Raw genomic sequence first — 21,092 nt, 5'->3', positions numbered from 1 at the left:
GCCGCCCCGTGCCGGTCGTGCTGGTGGTCGTGGTCAGGACAGGCCGAGTTCGTCGTCGAGGAGGTCGAAGAGCTCGTCGGCCGTGGCGGCCTGGATGTCCCGCTCTTCGGCGGCGGTGTCCGGTGCACTGTGCGTGTCATTCCACTTCGCCAGGAGGTCTCGCAGCCGGGCGGTGATGCCCGCGCGGTCGGCGTCGTCGGGGGCGACCGCCGAGAGGAGGGACTCGAGCGTGTCGAGTTCGGTGTGGACGGAGGGGCGGCCGGGGACGTTGCCGCCGAGCCGGCCGTCGCGGCCGATCCGCTCCCCGATGTACGCGGCGAGCGCCGCCGGTGACGGGTAGTCGAAGATCAGCGTGACGGGCAGCCGGAGCCCGGAGGCGGCGGTGAGCCGGTTGCGGAGGTCCACCGCGGTCAGCGAGTCGAAGCCCAGGTCGAGGAAGCCCCGGCCGGCGTCGACGTCGTCGGCCGTGCCGTGCCCGAGGACCGCGGCGACCTGCCCGCGGACCAGCTCGTCCAGCGCCTGCTGCCGTTCGGCGGCCGGCAGGCCCGCCAGCCGGTCCGTCAGGGAGCCTGCCGGTTCGGCCGTGGTCCGGGACGCGGCCCGGGTCGCGGGGGCGGCGGCCCGGCGGGCCGGGGTACGGACGAGTCCGCGCAACAGCGGCGGCAGGGTGCCGTCGGCGGCCTGGGCGCGCAGCACCGCCGGTTCGACGCGCATCGGGACCAGGACGGCCTCGTCCAGGGTGCGGGAGGTGTCGAAGAGGGCCAGGCCCTCCGCGGGGGCGAGGCCGGTGACACCGGCGCGGGCCATCCGCGTCAGGTCGGCCTCGTCGAGGGCGCCGGCCATGCCGTCCGCGGTGGCCCACAGGCCCCAGGCGAGGGAGCTCGCGGCCAGGCCGCGGGCCGCCCGGTGCTGGGCGAGGGCGTCCAGGAAGGCGTTGGCGGCGGCGTAGTTGGCCTGTCCGGGGGCGCCGAAGGAGCCGGCGACCGAGGAGAACAGCACGAACGCGGAGAGCTGGTGGCCCTCGGTCAGCTCGTGCAGGTTCCAGGCCGCGTCGACCTTCGGCCGCAGGACCGTGTCGAGGCGTTCCGGGGTGAGGGACTGGATGATGCCGTCGTCCAGGACACCGGCCGTGTGGACGACCGCGGTCAGCGGCCGGTCGGCCGGTACGGCTGCCAGGACGGCGGCCAGTGCGTCCCGGTCGGCGGCGTCGCACGCCGCCCAGGTCACCTCGGCGCCGAGCCCGGTCAGCTCGCCGGTCAGGTCGGCCGCGCCGGGTGCCGTGTCACCGCGGCGGCTGAGCAGCAGCAGGTGGCGTACGCCGTGGGCTTCGGCGAGGTGGCGGGCGAAGAGCCTGCCGAGGGTGCCGGTGGCGCCGGTGAGGAGGACGGTGCCGGCGGGGTCGAGCGCGGGGTGGGCCGGGCGGGCGGTGTCCGTCGCGGTGTCGGCGTCGGTGCGGGTGGTGCGGCGCAGGCGGAAGGCGTACGCCTCGCCCGCCCGCAGGGCGAACTGCGGTTCGTCGCCGGCGAGCGCGGCGGGCAGGACGCCGAGGGAGGCCTCCGAACCGTCGGTGTCGGCGAGGACGAACCGGCCGGGGTTCTCGGACTGCGCCGACCGCACCAGGCCCCACACGGGGGCGTGCGCCAGGTCGGTGACGTGGTCGCCCGGTACGGCGGCCACGGTGCCCCGGGTGAGCAGGACCAGCCGGGAGGCGTCGAGCCGTTCCTCGGCCAGCCATTCCCGGACCAGGGCGAGGGCGTGGTGCGCGGCGGTGCGGGCGGTGGTGGCCCGGCCGTCGGTGCCGGCGGTGCCGGACAGCGGGACGATCACGACGTCCGGTGCGGGGGCGCCCGCGGCGAGCCGCTCGCGCAGTGCGGCGAGGTGCGGGTGGCCGTCCAGCGGTGCGCCGCCGATGCGGAATTCCGCCCGGTCCTCGCCCAGGACGGCCCAGCGTTCGCCGGCCGGGACCGTGCCGGCCGCCAGCGGCAGCCTGGTCCACTCCAGGCCGAACAGGGACTCGTGGTGGGCGGTCCGGTCGGCGCCGCGCAGCGCGTCCGCGGAGACGGGGCGCAGGACCAGCGAGTCGACCGAGGCCACCGGGGCGCCGGTGGTGTCGGCGACGTCCAGGGCCAGGCCGCCGGACGCGCCGGCGGTGATCCGGACCCGCAGGCCGGCCGCGCCGGCCGCGTGGAGCCGTACGCCGGTCCAGGCGAACGGCAGCCGGGCCCCGTCGGCGGGCTCGCCGTCGGTGGTGCCGGGGACGCCGAGGCCGATGGCCTGGAGGGCGGCGTCGAGGAGCGCCGGGTGCAGGCCGTAGCCGGCGGCCTCGTTCTCGTACGCCTCGTCGAGCGCGACCTCGGCGAAGAGTTCGTCGTCGCGCCGCCAGGCGGCGCGCAGCCCCTGGAACACCGGCCCGTAGCCGAGGCCGGCGGCGGCCGCGGCCGGGTAGAAGCCGTCGGTGGGGACCGGTTCGGCGCCGGCCGGCGGCCACTCGGCCAGCTCGGCGGTGCGCTGCGGTCCGGTGGGCGCGAGCACGCCGGTGGCGTGCCGGGTCCACGGCTCCTCCGCCGGGGCCCCGGCCGGCCGCGAGTGCAGGGCCAGGGTGCGGCGGCCCGTGTCGTCGGCGGCCTCGACGGCCAGCTGGAGCTGGACGGCGCCCTGGTCGGCGAGGGTGAGCGGGGCCTCGATGGCCAGCTCTTCGAGGGTGTCGCAGCCGACTTCGGCGCCGGCGCGCAGGGCCAGTTCGACGAAGGCGGTGCCGGGCAGCAGGACGGTGTCCATGACCGTGTGGTCGGCCAGCCAGGGGTGGGTGGTCAGGGCCAGGCGTCCGGTGAGGACCAGGCCGTCGGAGGCGGGCAGCGGGAGGGTGGCGCCGAGCAGCGGGTGGTCGGGGGCGTCGAGGCCGGCGGCGAGCACGTCCTCGACGGAGACGCCCACGTCGAGCCAGTAGCGCCGGCGCTGGAAGGGGTAGGTGGGCAGGTCGGCGGGCCGGGCGCCGGTGCCGGCGAAGTACGCCGTCCAGTCGGGGGCCAGGCCGTGGACGTGGGCCCGGGCCAGCGCCGAGGCGAGGGCCTCGGTCTCGGGGCGGTCCTTGCGCAGCAGGGGCACGCAGGGGGCGGGCTCGGCGGTGTCGGCCAGGCAGTCCTGGGCGAGCGCGGACAGGGTGCCGTCGGGGCCGAGTTCGACGTACGCGGTCACTCCGGCCGCGTCCAGGGCGCGGATGCCGTCGAGGAAGCGGACCGCCTCGCGGACGTGCCGGACCCAGAAGTCGGCGGCGGCCATCTCGTCGGTGACGAGGGCGCCGGTGAGGAGGGAGACGACGGGGATGCGCGGGGCCTGGTAGACCAGGCCCTCGGCGATCTTGCGGAAGTCGGCGAGCATGCCGTCCATGTGCGGCGAGTGGAAGGCGTGGCTGACGGTGAGCCGCCTGGTCTTGCGGCCCTCCGCCTCGAAGTGCGCGGCGATGGCGGCGGCCGCGTCCTCGTCGCCGGAGACGACCACCGACTGCGGCCCGTTGACCGCGGCGATGCCCACCCGGTCGGTGCCGGTCAGCAGCGGTGCGACCTCGTCCTCGGCCGCCTGGACCGCGATCATCACCCCGCCGGCCGGGAGGGCCTGCATCAGCCGGCCGCGGGCGGCGACCAGTTCGGCGGCGTCCTGGAGCGAGAGGACCCCGGCGACGTGCGCGGCGGCGAGCTCGCCGATGGAGTGGCCGGCGAGGACGTCGGGCCGCAGGCCCCAGGCGTCCAGCAGCCGGAACAGCGCCACCTCGACGGCGAACAGGGCGGGCTGGGTGTACTCGGTCCGCTCCAGCAGGACGGCGTCGGTCCCGAACAGCACCTGCTTCAGGGGGAGTTCGAGGTGCCGGTCGAGTTCGGCGCACGCCTCGTCCAGGGCGTCCGCGAAGGCGGGGTGGGTGTCGTACAGCTCACGGCCCATGCCGAGGCGCTGGCTGCCCTGTCCGGTGAACAGGAAGGCCACCTGGTTCTCGCGGGCGGTCCCCCGGAGCAGTCCGGGGGCGTCCTCGCCGCGGGCCAGTGCGTCCAGGCCGCGGAGCAGCCCGTCGCGGTCGCCGGCGACCAGTGCGGCGCGCTGCTCCAGGGCGGAGCGGCCGGCGGCCAGGGACAGGGCGAGGTCGGCGGTGCGCAGGCCGGTGTCGCCGTGCACGCGGGTGTGGAGGCGGCGGGCCTGGGCGCGCAGGGCGTCCTCGCCGCGGGCGGACAGGACCACGGGCAGGAACGGCGAGGGGGTGGTCTCCCCACCCTGCTCCGGCTCCGGCTCCCCGGCCGGCTGCGGAGCCTCCTCGATGATGGCGTGGGCGTTGGTGCCGCTGATGCCGAAGGAGGAGACGCCGGCCCGGCGCGGGCGGCCCGTCTCGGGCCAGGCCACCTGCTCGGTGAGCAGGGTGACCGCGCCCGCCGACCAGTCGACGTGCGGGGTCGGCTCGTCCACGTGCAGGGTCTTGGGGACCACCCCGTGACGCATCGCCATGACCATCTTGATGACGCCGGCGACACCGGCGGCGGCCTGGGTGTGTCCGAGGTTGGACTTCACCGAGCCGAGCAGCAGCGGCCGGTCGGCGGCGTGCTCGCGCCCGTAGGTGGCCAGCAGGGCCTGGGCCTCGATGGGGTCGCCGAGGGTGGTGCCGGTGCCGTGCGCCTCGACCACGTCCACGTCGGCGGCCGTGAGGCGGGCGTTGGCGAGGGCCTGCCGGATGACGCGCTGCTGGGAGGGCCCGTTGGGGGCGGTCAGCCCGTTGGAGGCGCCGTCCTGGTTGACGGCGGAGCCGCGGAGCACGGCCAGGACCTGGTGGCCGTTGCGGCGGGCGTCGGAGAGCCGCTCCAGCAGGAGCATGCCGGCGCCCTCGCCCCAGCCGGTGCCGTCGGCGGCGGCCGCGAAGGACTTGCATCGGCCGTCGGCGGCCAGGCCGCGCTGCCGGCTGAACTCGATGAAGGTGCCCGGCGTGAACATCACGGTGACACCGCCGGCCAGGGCCAGCGAGCACTCGCCGTTGCGCAGGGCCTGCGCGGCCAGGTGCAGGGCCACCAGCGAGGAGGAGCAGGCGGTGTCGACGGTGACGGCCGGGCCCTCCAGGCCGAAGGTGTAGGCGACGCGGCCGGAGACGATGCTGCTGGAGCTGCCGGTGCCGAGGTAGCCCTCGACTCCGTCGGGCACCGCGTGCAGGCGGGCGCCGTAGTCGTGGTACATGACACCGGCGAACACGCCGGTACGGGTCCCGCGTACCGAGGACGGGGCGATCCCGGCCCGTTCGAAGACCTCCCAGGTGGTCTCCAGGAGGAGCCGCTGCTGCGGGTCCATGGCGAGGGCCTCGCGCGGGGAGATCCCGAAGAAGGCGGCGTCGAACTCGGCGGCGTCGTGCAGGAATCCGCCCTCGCGGGCGTACGAGGTACCCGGGTGCTCGGGGTCGGGATGGTAGAGGGCGGAGGTGTCCCAGCCCCGGTTCTCGGGGAGGCGGGTGATGCCGTCCTCGCCGGCGGCCAGCAGCTCCCACAGGTCCTCGGGGGTGCGGACGTCTCCGGGGTAGCGGCAGCTCATCGCGACGATGGCGATGGGCTCGTCGTCGGCGGGTGCCTGCGCCGCCGACGGGGCCGCGGAACCGGCGGCCGTACCCGTGCCCGTGGCCGTGCCGGGGTCCGCGTCGCCGATGAGCTCGGTGCGCAGGTGGCGGGCCAGGACGGTCGGGTCCGGGTAGTCGAAGATGAGGGTGGCGGGCAGCCGCAGGGCGGTGGCCGCGTTCAGCCGGTTGCGGAGCTCCACGGCGGTGAGCGAGTCGAAGCCCAGCTCCTTGAACGCCCGCCCCGACTCGACGGCGGCCGGCCCGGCGTGGCCGAGCACTGCGGCGACCTGCGTACGCACCAGGTCCAGCAGGGCCCGGTCCTGCTCGGTGGCGGTCATCCCGGCCAGCCGGGCCCGCAGCTCCGGCTCGCCGCCGGCGGCGATGGCCGCGGCGGCCGCGGACCGGCGCGCCACGCCCCGGACGAGACCGCGCAGCAGCGGGGCGATGGTGCCCGCGGTGGCCTGCGGGCGCAGCGCCTCGGTGTCGACGCGCATCAGGGCCACGGCCGCGTCGTCGAGGGAGACGGCGGTGTCGAACAGCTCCAGGCCGTCGGCGGCCGTCAGCGGGGGCAGTCCGGCCCGGCGCATCCGGTTGACGTCGGCGGCGTCCAGGGAGCCGGCCATGCCGTCGGCGACGGACCACAGGCCCCAGGCGAGCGCGGCGGCCGGAAGGCCCCTCGCCCGGCGGTGCTGGGCGAGGGAGTCGAGGAAGGAGTTGGCGGCGGCGTAGTTGGCCTGGCCGGGGCCGCCGAACAGGCCGGAGGTGGAGGAGAACAGGACGAAGGCGGAGAGGTCGAGGTCCCGGGTCAGTTCGTGCAGGTTCCAGGCCGCGTCCACCTTGGGGCGCAGCACCGCCGACAGCCGCTCGGGGGTCAGCGAGGAGACGATGCCGTCGTCGAGGACACCGGCGGTGTGGACGACCCCGGTGAGGGGGTGCTCGGCCGGGATGCCGGCGAGCAGGGCGGCGAGGGCGTCCCGGTCGGCCACGTCGCAGGCCGCCCAGGTGGCGGTGACACCCGACTCGGCGAGCTCGGCGGCCAGTTCGGCCGCACCGGGGGCGTCGGCACCGCGCCGGCCGGCCAGCAGCAGGCGGCGTACTCCGTGGGCGGTGGCCAGGTGCCGGGCGATCAGCCCGCCCAGGGCACCGGTGGCGCCGGTGATCAGGACCGTGCCGTCCGGGCCGAAGGCCGGGGTGCGGTCGGTGCCGGTGCCTTCGTCCTCCGTCGCTTCGACGCGGGCGAGGCGCGGGACGAGCACGGTGCCGGAGCGCAGCGCGAACCGCTCCTCCTCCGCGGAGCCGAGCGCGGCCCGCAGGGCGTCCGCTCCACCGGTCCCGGCACCGGAATGGGCATCGACGTCGACGAGGGCGATCCGGCCGGGGTTCTCGGTCTGCGCCGAGCGCAGCAGGCCCCAGACGGTGGCGGCGGCGAGGTCGGTCACGTCCTCGCCGGGTGCGGCGGCGACCGCGCCGCGGGTGAGGCACACCAGGCGGGCGGCGGCGAACCGCTCGTCGGCCAGCCACGCCTGGGCGAGTGCCAGGGCCTCGTGGGCGGCTGCGTGCACGGCCGCGGCGGTGAGGGGTGCGGGCGTCGGCGCGAGGACGTGGACGACCTCGTCCGGTACGGGTGCTCCGGCGTCGACCGCGGCCGCCAGGGCCGCCAGGTCGGCGTACCGTCCGGCGTCCGCGGGGCAGACCGGGTCCGCTGCGCCGAGGACGGCGTACCGGGCGGCGGTGGCCGGGTCCGGGGCGGCGAGACCGGTGAGTCCGGTCCACTGCTGGCGGAACACGGACTCGTGGTGGGTGGCGCGGGCGGCGCGCAGCTGGTCGGCGGAGACCGGGCGCAGGCCGAGCGACTCGACGAGGGCGACGGGGACGCCGGCGGCGTCGGCGATCTCCAGCCGGACGCCTTCGGCGCCGGCCGGGGTGAGGCGGACGCGCAGCGCGCCGGCCCCGCCCGCGTAGAGCGATACCCCGCTCCAGGCGAAGGGCAGCCGGCCCCGGCCGTCGTCGGCGCCGATGCCGTCGAGGCCGATGGCGTGCAGGGCCGCGTCGAGCAGCGCGGGGTGCAGGCCGAACCGCCCGGCCCGGTCCTCGGTGCCCTCGGGCAGCCGGACCTCGGCGTACACGGCGCCGTCGTGCTGCCAGGCGGCGCGCAGGCCGCGGAAGACGGGGCCGTAGGCGAAACCGATGGCGTCGAGCGCCTCGTAGCGGCCGTCGAGCGGCAGTTCGGTGGCGCCGGGCGGGGGCCAGGCGGTCAGGTCGAAGGCGGCGGCCGGGCGGGCGGCCTCGGCGAGGACGCCGGCGGCGTGCCGGGTCCAGGGCTCCTCGGGGGCCAGGCCCTCGGCCCGCGAGTGCAGGGCGAACGGCCGGCGGCCCGCCTCGTCGGCGGCGCCGACCCGGACGCGCAGCTGGACGCCGCCGCGCTCGGGCAGCACCAGGGGCGCTTCGAGGGTGAGTTCTTCGAGGTGATCGCAGCCGAGCTGGTCGCCGGCCCGGGTGGCGAGCTCGACGAAGGCGGTGCCGGGCAGCAGCACGCTGCCGAGGATGGCGTGGTCGGCCAGCCAGGGGTGGGTGGCGAGGGCGAGGCGGCCCGCGAAGACCATGCCGTCGGACTCGGGCAGGGCGACACCGGCGGTGAGCAGCGGGTGGCCGGTGTCGTCGAGGCCGATCGCCTCGACGTCGCCGAGGTAGCGGGCGGCGGAGATCGCGGGCCAGTAGCGCTGCCGCTGGAAGGGGTAGGTGGGCAGGTCGACGCGCCGGGCGCCGGTGCCGGTGGCGGCGAAGTAGGCCGGCCAGTCGACCCGGACGCCGTGGGCGTGGGCCCGGGCGAGGGCGGTGACCAGGGCCTCGGTCTCGTCGCGGCCCTTGCGGAGGACGGGTACGAAGACGGCGTCCTGGGTGACGCAGTCCTGGGCGAGGGCGGACAGCACGCCGTCGGGGCCGAGTTCGACGTACGCCCTCACGCCGGCCGCTTCGAGCGTGTGGACTCCGTCGAGGAAGCGGACGGCCTCGCGGACGTGCCGCACCCAGAAGTCCGCCGTGCCCATCTCGTCGGTGACGAGGGCGCCGGTCAGGTTGGAGACGACCGGGATCTGCGGGGCGGCGAAGGAAAGCCCGGACACCACCCCGCGGAAATCGTCGAGCATGCCGTCCATGTGCGGCGAGTGGAACGCGTGGCTGACCGCCAGCCGCTTGGTCTTCCGGCCCTCGGCCTCGAAGGCCTCCGCGACGGCGACGGCGGCGTCCTCATCACCGGCGATGACGACCGACTGCGTGCCGTTGACGGCGGCGATGCCCACCCGGTCGCCTCCGCCGAGCAGCGGCAGGACCTCGTCCTCCGACGCCTGCACGGCGATCATCACGCCGCCGGCGGGCAACGCCTGCATCAGCCGGCCGCGGGCCGCGACCAGGGCGCACGCGTCGTCCAGGGAGAACACGCCCGCGACGTGCGCGGCGGCGATCTCGCCGATGGAGTGGCCGGACAGGAAGTCCGGCTTCACGCCCCAGGATTCGACCAGCCGGAACAGGGCCACCTCGACGGCGAAGAGCGCCGGCTGGGTGTATTCCGTGCGGTCCAGCAGGGCCGCGTCCGCCCCGAACAGGACGTCCTTCAGGGGCAGTTCGAGATGGGTGTCCATCCGGGCGCAGATCGCGTCGAGGGCGTCCGCGAACACCGGGTGGGCGTCGTACAGCTCACGCCCCGTGCCGGGGCGCTGGCTGCCCTGCCCGGTGAACAGGAAGGCGGTCCTGCCCGTGGCCGGCGTGCCCTCGACGAGGGCGGCGGCCGAGCCGCCCTCCGCCAGGGTCTGGAGGGCGGTGAGCAGCGAGGCCCGGTCCGCGGCCACCACGGCGGCCCGGTGCTCGAAGGCGGAACGGCCGGTGGCCAGGGAGAAACCGAGGTCGGCGGGGTGCAGTTCGGGGTGCCGGACGGCGTGGGTGTGCAGGCCGCGGGCCTGGTCGCGCAGGGCGTCCCGGGTCCGGGCCGACAGGATCCACGGCAGGGGTGCGTCCGGGCGGGCGGCGGGCTCGGCCGGGGTCCCGTCCGCCGGCGCGGCCTCGGGGGCCTGCTCGACGATGGTGTGGGCGTTGGTGCCGCTGATGCCGAAGGAGGAGATGCCGGCCCGGCGCGGGCGTCCGGTCTCGGGCCATGCGGTGGCCTCGGTCAGCAGGGCGATGTCGCCGGCGGTCCAGTCGACGTGCGGGGTGGGCTCGTCCACGTGCAGGGTCGGCGGGAGCATCCCGTGCTGCATGGCGAGGACCATCTTGATCACGCCGGCGACGCCGGCCGCGGCCTGGGTGTGGCCGAGGTTGGACTTGATGGAACCGAGCAGCAGGGGCTGTCCCCCGGGGCGGTCCTGGCCGTAGGTGGCGAGCAGGGCCTGGGCCTCGATGGGGTCGCCGAGCCGGGTGCCGGTGCCGTGTGCCTCGACGGCGTCCACCTCGGTGGCGGACAGGCCGGCACCGGCCAGTGCCTGCCGGATGACGCGCTGCTGGGAGGGGCCGTTGGGGGCGGTGAGGCCGTTGCTGGCGCCGTCCTGGTTGACGGCCGAGCCGCGGACCAGGGCGAGGACCGGGTGGCCGTGGCGGCGGGCGTCGGACAGGCGCTCGACGAGCAGCATGCCGAGGCCCTCGCCCCAGCCGGTGCCGTCGGCGGCGGCCGCGAAGGCCTTGATGCGGCCGTCGGCGGCGAGGCCGCGCTGGCGGCTGAAGTCGATGAAGGAGGCGGGCGTGGACATGACGGTCACACCGCCGGCCAGGGCCATGGTGCACTCGCCGGCGCGCAGGGCCTGGATCGCCCAGTGCAGTGCGACCAGGGAGGAGGAGCAGGCCGTGTCGACGGTGACGGCCGGGCCCTCCAGGCCGAGGACGTAGCTGACGCGTCCGGAGACGACGCTCGCCGCGTTGCCGGTGCCGAGGAAGCCCTCGGTGCCGTCGGGGGCGGCGAGGATGACGTCGAGGTAGTCCTGGCCGTTCGTGCCGGTGAAGACGCCGATCCGCTCGCCGCGCACGGTGGCGGGGTCGATGCCGGCCCGTTCGAAGACCTCCCACGAGGTTTCCAGCAGCAGGCGCTGCTGCGGGTCCATGGCCAGGGCCTCGCGCGGGGAGATCCCGAAGAACGCCGGGTCGAACGCGGTGGCGTCGGCGAGGAAGCCGCCCTCGCGGACGTAGGTGGTGTTCTCGGCCAGCGACTCCGGGTCGTACAGGCCCTCCAGGTCCCAGCCGCGGTCGGCGGGGAAGCCGGAGATCGCGTCACGGCCGTTGACGAGCAGCTCCCACAGCTGTTCCGGGGTGTCCACCCCGCCGGGGAAGCGGCAGCTCATGGCGACGATGGCGATGGGGTCGTCGTCGGTGGCGGCGGGGGACCCGTGGGGCGCGGCGGGGTTCGGCTGCTGTGCTGCCGGTCCGGTGTCCCCGAGGAGTTCGCCCTGCAGGAAGGCGGCCAGGGCGAGGGAGTTGGGGTAGTCGAAGATCAGGGTGGCGGGCAGCCGCAGACCGGTCCGGGCGGTCAGCAGGTTGCGGATCTCGACCGCGGTGAGGGAGTCGAAGCCCAGGTCGCGGAAGGCGATGGCGGGGTCGACGGAGGCCGGGCCCGGGTAGCCGAGGACGGCGGCGATCTGGGTGCGGACGAACTCCAGGGCGAGGGCGTCGCGTTCCCCGGCCGGGGCGCGGTCCAGCTGCCGGGCGAGGGAGTCCACGGCCGGGTCGGCGGTCCCGGCGTCGGTGCTGCCGGCGTCGGTGCTGCCGGCCGCGGCGAGGGCCCGTACGGCTTCGGGAAGGTCGGCGATCAGCGGGCAGGCGCGTACGGCGGTGAGGCCGGGCGCCAGCCGGTCCCAGTCGATGTCGGCGACGATGGACGCCGTCTCGTCGAGGGTGAGGGACGTGTGCAGGGCCGACAGGGCGAGTTCGGGGGCGAGCGCGGGGAGCCCGGCGGCCCGCAGGCGGTCGGCGACGAGCTCGTCGGTGGCCATGCCGCCCTCGGCCCAGGCACCCCAGGAGACGACGGTGGCGGGCAGGCCGTCGGCGCGGCGCTGCTCGGCGAGGGCGTCCAGGGAGGCGTTGGCGGCGGCGTAGTTGGCCTGTCCGGCGGCGCCGAAGGCGGCGGCGACGGAGGAGAACAGGACGAACGCGGAGAGGTCCAGGTCGCGGGTCAGCTCGTGCAGGACGCCGGCCGCGTGGGCCTTGGGGCGCAGGACGGCGGCCAGGCGGCGCGGGGTCTGCGCGTCCAGGACGCCGTCGTCGAGGACTCCGGCGGCGTGGACGACGGTGGTCAGCGGCAGCTCGGCCGGGATGCCGGCGAGCAGTTCGGTGACGGCGTCGCGGTCGGCGACGTCGCAGGCCGCGACGGTGACGCGGGCGCCCAGGCCGCGGAGTTCGGCGGCGAGTTCGGCCGCTCCGTCGGCCTCGGGCCCGCGCCGGCCGACGAGCAGCAGGTGCTCGGCGCCGTTGCGGGCGAGCCAGCGGGCCACGTGGCCGCCGAGGGCGCCGGTGCCGCCGGTGACCAGGGCGGTGCCGGATGCGGTCCACTCTGCGGCGGGGGCCTGCTCCCGGTGGGCGCGGACCAGCCGGCGGACGAAGATGCCGGTGGAGCGGACGGCGAGGTGGTCCTCGGTGCCCAGGCCGGCCAGGACGTCGGTGAGGCGGGCGGCGGACCGCTCGTCGGGGGTGGGCGGCAGGTCGACGAGGCCGCCCCAGCGGGCGGGGAGTTCGAGGGCGGCGGTGCGGCCGAAGCCCCAGACGGCGGCCTGGGCGACCCCGGTGAGCCGGTCGGAGCGGCCGGTGGACACCGCACCCCGGGTGGCTGCCCACAGGGGTGCGTCGACGTCGGCGTCGCCGAGGGCCTGGACGAGGGCGAGGGTGGCGGCGAGGCCGGCGGTCAGGGCCGGGTCCTCGGGGTGCGGCTGCTCGTCCAGGGCCAGCAGGGACAGCACTCCGGCGGGCGTGTCCGGCCCGGCGGCCAGGGTCTCGCCGATGCGGTGGGCGAGGGCGGCCCGGTCGTCGGCCGTCGTGTCGACGGTCAGCGTGCTGACGGTGGTGCCCCGGGCGGTCAGCGCCTCGGCGGCGGCGACCGCCCAGGGGGCCCCGGTGTGGCCGGCGGGCACGGCGAGGAGCCAGTGGCCGGCCAGGGGCGCGGGCTCGGTGCCGGTGAGCGGCTTCCAGGTGATCCGGTAGCGCCAGCCGCCGACGGTGTCGCGGTCGCGGTGGCGGCGGTGCCAGGCGGAGAGGGCGGGCAGCACGCTGCTGAGCGGCTCGTCGCCGGCGACGCCGAGGGTGTCGGCGAGAGCGGCCAGGTCCTCGCTGTCGACGACCTCCCAGAAGCGGGCGTCGGTGGCGCCGAGTTCGCGGCCGTCGGCGGGCTCGGTGAAGTCGGTGAACGGGTCGCGGGGCCAGTACAGCTCGCGCTGGAAGGCGTACGTCGGCAGCTCGGCGCGGCGGGTGCCGGTGCCGGCGAAGCGAGCGGCCCAGTCGGGGGAGAGCCCGCGGACGTGGGCGCCGGCCACGGCGGCGGCGAGGGAGCGGGCCTCGGGGCGGTCGGCGCGCAGGGCCGGCAGGAACGCGGCGGCGCGGGGTCCGGTGGCGGTCTGGCAGTCCTGGCCGAGGGCGGAGAGGACGCCGCCGGGGCCGAGTTCGACGTAGGCGGTGACGCCGCGGCTCTCCAGCCAGCGGACGGCGTCGAGGAAGCGGACGGCTTCGCGGACGTGCCGCACCCAGAAGCCGGCCGAGGCCATGTCCGCGCCGGCGAGGTCGCCGGTCAGGCAGGACACGACGGGGATGCGCGGGGCTTCGTACGTGAGCCCCTCGGCCACCCGGCGGAAGGCGTCGAGCATGCCGTCCATCAGCGGGGAGTGGAAGGCGTGGCTGACGGTGAGCCGCTTGGTCTTGCGGCCCCGCGTCTCGAACTGCGCGGCGATGGCGGCCGCCGCGTCCTCGTCGCCGGCGATGACGAGGGCCTGCGGGCCGTTGACGGCGGCGATGCCGACGCGGTCGGTGCCGGCGAGCAGCGGCAGGACCTCGTCCTCCGATGCCTGCACGGCGATCATCGCACCGCCGGCGGGCAGTTCCTGCATGAGCCGGCCGCGGGCCGCGACCAGCGTGCAGGCGTCGTCGAGGGAGAACACCCCGGCCACATGGGCGGCGGCGATCTCGCCGATGGAGTGGCCGGCCAGGAAGTCCGGCTTCAGGCCCCACGACTCGACCAGGCGGAAGAGTGCGACCTCGACGGCGAAGAGGGCGGGCTGGGTGTGTCCGGTGCGGTCGAGCAGGTCCGCGTCCGCGCCGAACAGCACGTCCTTCAGGGGGAGTTCGAGGAGCGGGTCGAGGCGCTCGCAGACCTCCTCGAAGGCGGCGGCGAACACCGGGTGGGCGTCGTACAGTTCGCGGCCCATGCCGAGGCGCTGGCTGCCCTGTCCGGTGAACAGGAACGCCAGCTTGCCTTCGGTGGCGGCCCCTTCGACCACGTCGGCCGACGGGCGGCCCTCGGCGAGCGCGGCGAGCCCGGCGAGGAGCCCGTCGCGGTCCTCGGCGACGACCGCGGCGCGGCGGTCGAGGGCGGCCCGGGTGAGGGCCTGCGCGGCGGCGACGTCCTCGATGCGGAGGGCGGGGCGGTCGGTGAGGTGGGCGTGGAGGGCGGCCGCCTGGGCGCGCAGCGCGGTCTCGGTCTTGCCGGACAGGACGACCGGCAGGACCGCCGGGGCGGCGGGCTCGTCCGCGGCGGGCTCGTCCGCGGCGGGCTCGTCCGCGGCGGGCTCGTCGCCGCTCTCCAGGATGACGTGGGCGTTGGTGCCGCTCATGCCGAAGGAGGAGACGCCGATCCGGCGGGTGCCGTCGTGCCGCGGCCAGGGGCGGGCCTCGGTGAGCAGGGACACCTCGCCCGCCGACCAGTCGACGTGCGGGGTGGGCTCGGTCACGTGCAGGGTGCGCGGCAGCAGCCCGTGACGCATGGCCATGACGCTCTTGATGACGCCGGCGACGCCGGCCGCGGCCTGGGCGTGGCCGATGTTGGTCTTGAGCGAGCCCAGCCAGAGGGGGCGGCCGTCGGGCCGGTCCTGGCCGTACGTGGCGATGATCGCCTGCGCTTCGATGGGGTCGCCGAGGCCGGTTCCGGTGCCGTGCGCCTCGACCGCGTCGACCTGGCCGGGGGTGAGCCGGGCGTTGGACAGCGCCTGGAGGATGACGCGCTGCTGGGAGGGCCCGTTGGGGGCGGTGAGGCCGTTGGAGGCGCCGTCCTGGTTGACGGCGGTGCCACGGATGACGGCGAGGACGTGGTGTCCCTTGCGGCGGGCGTCGGAGAGCCGCTCCACGAGGAGGATGCCCACGCCTTCGGCGAGGCTGAAGCCGTCGGCGTCCGGCGAGAACGCCTTGCAGCGGCCGTCGACGGCGAGGCCGCGCTGCTTGCTGTAGTCGATGAACGTGCCGGGTGCCGCCATCAGGGTGGCGCCGCCGGCGAGGGCGAGCGAGCACTCGCCGTTGCGCAGGGCCTGCACGGCCAGGTGCAGGGCGACGAGCGAGGAGGAGCAGGCCGTGTCGACGGTGACGGCCGGGCCCTCCAGCCCGAAGGTGTACGACAGGCGGCCCGAGGCGACGCTCGCCGCGTTGCCGGTGCCGAGGTAGCCCTCCACGTTCTCGGAGGAGCTCAGCAGCGCCGTCAGGTAGTCGTGGCTGCTGGTGCCGACGAACACGCCGACCTGCTTGCCGCGCATCGAGGTCGGGTCGATGCCCGCGCGCTCGAAGGCCTCCCAGGAGGTTTCCAGCAGGAGCCGCTGCTGCGGGTCCATGGCGAGGGCCTCGCGCGGCGAGATCCCGAAGAGCGACGGGTCGAAGCGCGCGAAGTCCCGTACGAAGCCGCCCTGGTCGGCGTAACTGGTGCCGGGGTTCTCGGGGTCGGGGTGGTAGACGGTGTCCATGTCCCAGCCGCGTTCGGCGGGGAAGCCCGTGATGGCGTCGGTCTCGTCGACCACCAGCTGCCACAGCTCCTCCGGCGAGGCGGCCCCGCCGGGGTAGCGGCAGCCCATGCCGACGATGGCGATGGGGTCCTGGTTCTTCGCCTCTGCGTCCCGCAGCCGCTGACGCGTCTTGTGCAGGTCCGCGGTGACCAGCTTCAGGTAGTCCCGCAGCGTCTCTTCATTCGCCATGTAACGCAACCACCCATTTACAGCAGACGGCACCGGAAAAACCGTGCAGAGCCGAGAACGAATCGGAAAATGCGGCCGCCCCGCCGCCCGGCCCGGCCGATCGAAGCGATTCGCCGGAGGGGTTGGACGGAATGACTGCTCGGGGGCAGGCTATTGACGGCACAATCCGGGCTACAACCCCTAGCCGCCCCCTAGGCACCCCTGCATTGATCCCGGGAATCTCGGGAATACGGTCGGCCTCCCCGTTTCGATGAGCAGGGAGGCCGGCCATATTCACCAATGGAACACCGAATCGTCAATAACGTCCGAGGCCCTTGTTGATAAACGCGAACAGCTCCTCGTCGCTGGCGTCCTGGAGCTGTTCGACGTCGACGTCGTCCGGCACGCCGTCGGCGAGGGTGTCCGCCGTGCCGCCGTGACCGGCCTGCACGGTCCCGTCCCCGGCGCCCGGACCGGTGCTCCGGGCGGCGGCCGCGGGCTCCTCGCTGTCGTTCCACTTCGCCAGCAGCGCCTGCAGCCGCATCGTCACCCGGGCCCGTACGACGCCGTCGGGGGTCCCTCGTTCCAGTACGGCCTCCAGCTTGTCAAGCTCTTCCAGCAGCGGGGCGCCGCCCGCCGCCGCGTCGGGCACGATCCCGGCCCTCAGGAAGGCGGCCACCGCTGCCGGTGTGGGGTGGTCGAAGACCAGGCTGGCCGGCAGCTTCAGGCCGCTGACCGCGCCGAGGCGGTTGCGCAGCTCGACGGAGGTGAGGGAGTCGAAGCCGAGTTCCTTGAAGGCGCGGCCGGCCTCGACGGCGGTGAGGTCGGCGTGCCCGAGGACGGCCGCGACGGCCGTGCGCACCAGGTCGAGCAGCAGCCGTTCCACTTCGACCTCGGGCAGCCCGGCGAGCTGCCGGCCGATCGGCACTCCCCCGGCCAGGTCCTCGGCGGACTCCCGCTCGGCGCTCTCGATGACCCGTCGGGCCTCGGGGAGTTCCAGCAGCAGCGGCCGCGCCCGGTCGGCGGTGAAGGCGAGGGTGAACCGCTTCCAGTCCATGTCGGCCACGGTCAGGGTGGTCTCGTCCCGGTCCAGGGCGTGGCCCAGCGCGACCAGGCTCCGCTCGGGGTCCATCGCCAGGATGCCGTGCCGGCGCATCCGGTCCTCGACGGCGCCTTCGGCCATGCCGCCGTCGCCCCACGGGCCCCAGGCGACGGAGGTGGCGGGCAGCCCGAGGGTCCGCCGGTACTCGGCGAACGCGTCCAGGAAGGCGTTGCCGGGCGCGTAGTTGCCGTGGCCGGGGCCGCCGAAGGTGGCGGACGAGGAGGAGAAGAGGACGAAGGCGGTGAGGTCGAGGTTGCGGGTCAGCTCGTGCAGGTGCCGGGTCGCGTCGACCTTGACCCGCAGCACCCGCTCGACCTGCTCGGGCGTGAGCGTCTCGATGACCCCGTCGTCGAGGACGGCCGCCGTGTGCACGACGGCGGTCAGCGGCCGCTCGGCGGGGATGGTCGCGAGGAGCGCGGCGAGGGCGTCACGGTCGCTGACGTCACAGGCGGCGATCGTCACCTCGGCGCCGAGCGCCACGAGGTCCTCGCGGAGCTCGGCGGCGCCGGGCGCGTCGGGACCGCGCCGGCCGGCCAGGACGATGTGCTCGGCGCCGTTCGCCGCCAGCCAACCGGCCACGTGCGCGCCGAGCGCGCCCGTACCGCCGGTGACCAGGGTCGTCCCGCTCGGCCGCCAGTCCCGTACCGCCGGGGTGTCGGCCAGCCGGGCCCGGACGAGGCGGCGTACGAGGAGCCCGGAGGACCGTACGGCGACCTGGTCCTCGGTGCCGTCGCCGGCCAGGACCGCGACCAGCCGTTCGAGGGCGCGGTCGTCGACCTGCGGGGGCAGGTCGACCAGGCCGCCCCAACGGCCTCCCTGCTCCATGGAGGCGACCCGGCCGAAGCCCCAGAGCAGCGCCTGCTCCGGGTCCTCGATCCGGTCCGCCCGCCCGGTGGCGACCGCGCCCCGGGTGGCACACCACAGGGGCGAGGCCACACCGACGTCACCGAGCGCCTGCGAGAGCGCCAGCCCGGCGGCGAACGGCCGCTCGCCGCCGAGAGCGAGGAGGGAGAGCACGCCGGCTGGTTCGGCGCCGTCGCCGACGGCGGCCTTGAAGGCGGTGGCGAGGGCGTTCCGGTGGGCCCCGTCGGCCGGGACGGTCACGGTCCGCACCTCGGCGCCGTGTTCGGCGAGCGTGCGCAGCACACCGGCGACCGTGTCCCCGGCCGGACCGGCCGGGGCCTCGGGCACGACGATCAGCCAGGTGGCCGACAACTGCGGCTTCGCCGGGCCGTCGGCCTGCGGCTTCCACGTGACGCGGTAGCGCCAGCCGTCGACGGTGGACTCCTCGCGGCTCTGCCGCCGCCAGGAGGAGAGGCCGGGCAGGACGGTGCCCAGCGACTGGATCGCGTCGGGGGTGTCGAAGGCCAGGGCCTCGGCCAGCGCCGTCACGTCCTCGCGCTCGACGGCGTCCCAGAACCGGGCGTCGAGCGCGCTCTCGGCAGGGCCCGCCGCCGGCTCGACGGGCGCCGGCTCCGGCCAGAACCGCTGCGGCTGGAAGGCGTAGGTGGGCAGGTCCACGCGCCGGGCGCCGGTCCCGGCGAAGACGGCGTCCCAGTCCACGGCCACACCGTGTGCGTAGGCCTCGCCGAGGGAGAGCCAGAACCGTTCCAGCCCGCCGTCGTTGCGGCGCAGGGATCCCAGGACTGCCGCCTTGCGGCCGGCGTCCTCGGCGGTCTCCTGCAGGCCGACGGTCAGGACGGGGTGCGGGCTGGACTCGACGAAGACACCGAAGCCCTGCTCCAGCAACGTCCGGGTGGCCTGCTCCAGCTCCACCGTCTGCCGCAGGTTGCGGAACCAGTAACCGGCGTCCAGCTCGGGCCCGGTGACCCACTCACCGGTGACGGTCGACAGGAACGGCACCTCAGCCTCGCGGGGCGTGATCGGCGCCAGCAGCCCGGCCAGCTCCTCCCTCAGCAGTTCCACCTGCGCGGAGTGGGAGGCGTAGTCCACCGCGATCCGCTTCGCCCGCACCCCGTCCGCCTCACAGGCGGCAAGGAACTCCTCCAGGGCCTGGACCTCGCCGGAAATCACCACCGAGGACGGGCCATTGGCGGCGGCGACGGAGATCCGCTCCTCGCCCCACGGGGCGATCCGCTCCCGGACCTCCGCCGCCGGCAACGGCACGGACACCATCCCGCCCAGACCCGCCAGCACCCGACCGATCGCCTGGCTGCGCAAGGCCACCACCCGGGCCGCATCCTCGAGCGACAGGATCCCCGCCACGCACGCGGCCGCGATCTCACCCTGCGAATGGCCGATCACGGCCCCGGGGCGCACCCCGAAGGACCGCCAGACCTCTGCCAGCGACACCATCACCGCGAAGAGAGCGGGCTGGACCACGTCGACCCGGTCCAGGGGGGGCGCGCCGTCGACGCCGCGGAGGACGTCCGTCAGCGACCAGTCGGTGAAGGGCTCCAGCGCCTTCGCACACTCCTCCACCCGGGCAGCGAACACCGGCGAGGACTCCAGCAGAGTCTCCGCCATGCCCACCCACTGCGAGCCCTGCCCCGGGAACACGAACGCCGTCTTGCCGCCGACCACGGACCCGGTCACCACGCCCGCGGCCATCGCACCCGACGCCACGGCGCCGACACCCGCAGCATGGTCGCCCAGCACCACGGCCCGGTGCTCCAGCGCCGCCCGCGTGGACGCCAGCGACCAGCCCACGTCGACCGGATCGGCCGCGGTCCCGGCCGCACCGGCGAGCAGCCCCGACAGGCGTTCCGCCTGCGCACGCAGCGCCGTCGCACTCCTGCCCGACAGCACCCACGGCACCACCGGCATCACCGAGCCGGGCTCCTCCTGCGAAGACTCCGCCTCCTGGGCCTCCGCCTCCGGCGCCTGCTCCACGATCACGTGCGCGTTGGTGCCGCTGAACCCGAACGAGGACACGCCCGCACGGCGCGGACGGGTCGTTTCGGGCCACGGCGTGTGCTCGGTGAGCAGGGCGACGGCGCCGGCCTCCCAGTCCACGTGCGGGGAGGGCTCGTCGATGTGGAGGCTCTGCGGCAGAACTCCGTGCTGCATGGCCAGGACCATCTTCATGACGCCGGCCACACCGGCGGCGGCCTGGGTGTGCCCGATGTTGGACTTGACCGACCCCAGCAGTAGCGGCCGGTCCGCCGGGCGGTCCTGCCCGTACGTCGCGAGCAGGGCCTGCGCCTCGATCGGGTCGCCGAGCGAGGTGCCCGTGCCGTGGGCCTCGACGGCGTCGACCTGGTCGGTGGAGAGCCGGGCGTTGGCGAGGGCCTGCCGGATGACCCGCTGCTGCGAGGGCCCGTTCGGGGCGGTGAGGCCGTTGCTGGCGCCGTCCTGGTTGACGGCCGAGCCCCGGACCACGGCCAGCACGGGGCGGCCGTTCCTCCGTGCGTCGGAGAGCCGCTCCAGCAGCAGCACGCCCACGCCTTCGGCGGGACCGAAGCCGTCGGCTCCCGCGGCGAACGCCTTGCACCGGCCGTCCGCGGACAGCCCGCGCTGCTTGCTGAACTCGACGAAGAGGCCGGGGGTGGACATCACGTGCACGCCGCCGGCGACGGCCAGGGTGCACTCCCCCGCCCGCAGTGCCTGCACGGCGAGGTGGAGGGCGACGAGCGAGGCGGAGCAGGCGGTGTCGACGGTGACGGCGGGGCCTTCGAGGCCGAAGGAGTACGAGAGCCGGCCGGAGAGGACGCTGGAGGCGTTGCCGGTGCCGAGGTGGCCCGCGTAGTCCTCGGCGGCTTCCAGGAGCGGAGTCAGGTAGTCCGAGCCGTTCATGCCGACGAACACGCCGCACTGGCTGCCGCGCAGGCGGCCCGGATCGATGCCGGCCCGCTCGAACGCCTCCCAGGAGGTCTCCAGCAGCAGTCGCTGCTGCGGGTCCATGGCCATGGCCTCGCGCGGGGAGATCCCGAAGAGGTCGGCGTCGAAGGCGGAGGCGCCGGTGAGGAAGCCGCCCTCGCGGGTGGTCGAGGTGCCCGGCTCGTCGGGGTCGTCCGAGAACAGGTGGTCCAGGTCCCAGCCCCGGTCCGCGGGGAATTCGGTGAGGGCGTCGCCGCCGGCGGCGAGCAGGTCCCACAGTTCCTCGGGGGTCCGTACGCCTCCGGGAAAGCGGCAGCTCATGGCCGTGATGGCGATGGGCTCATGGGCCTGGCTTTCGATGTCCCGCAGGCGTCCGTACGCCTCGTCGAGATCCGTCGTGACCTTCTTGAGGTATTCGCGGAGCTTTGCTTCGTTCGCCACTGGCGCTTCACCTATTCACGTGGTCGAGACCGCGGAGGGACTCAGGGGAATGCAAGGGAATTCAAGGAAGTCGGAGGGACCCGAG

General features: G+C 75.6%; 2 protein-coding genes. Both read right to left on the bottom strand.

Annotation, left to right across the window (positions count from 1 at the left end; translation table 11 throughout):
• Positions 1–33 precede the first annotated feature (33 nt).
• A complete protein-coding gene (locus AC067U_RS19030) occupies positions 34–15,705 on the bottom strand; it encodes a type I polyketide synthase (RefSeq protein ID WP_478830885.1) in 15,672 nt (5,223 codons plus the stop codon).
• 295 nt (positions 15,706–16,000) lie between these two features.
• On the bottom strand, positions 16,001–21,007 hold the full coding sequence (locus AC067U_RS19025; protein WP_478830884.1) for a type I polyketide synthase: 5,007 nt from the start codon (positions 21,005–21,007) through the stop codon (positions 16,001–16,003).
• Positions 21,008–21,092: the final 85 nt, after the last annotated feature.

The organism is Streptomyces sp. NPDC043853 (assembly GCF_056436025.1).
The sequence above is the reverse complement of the archived record's forward strand: the minus strand, read 5'-3'. Positions and strand labels throughout refer to the sequence as shown.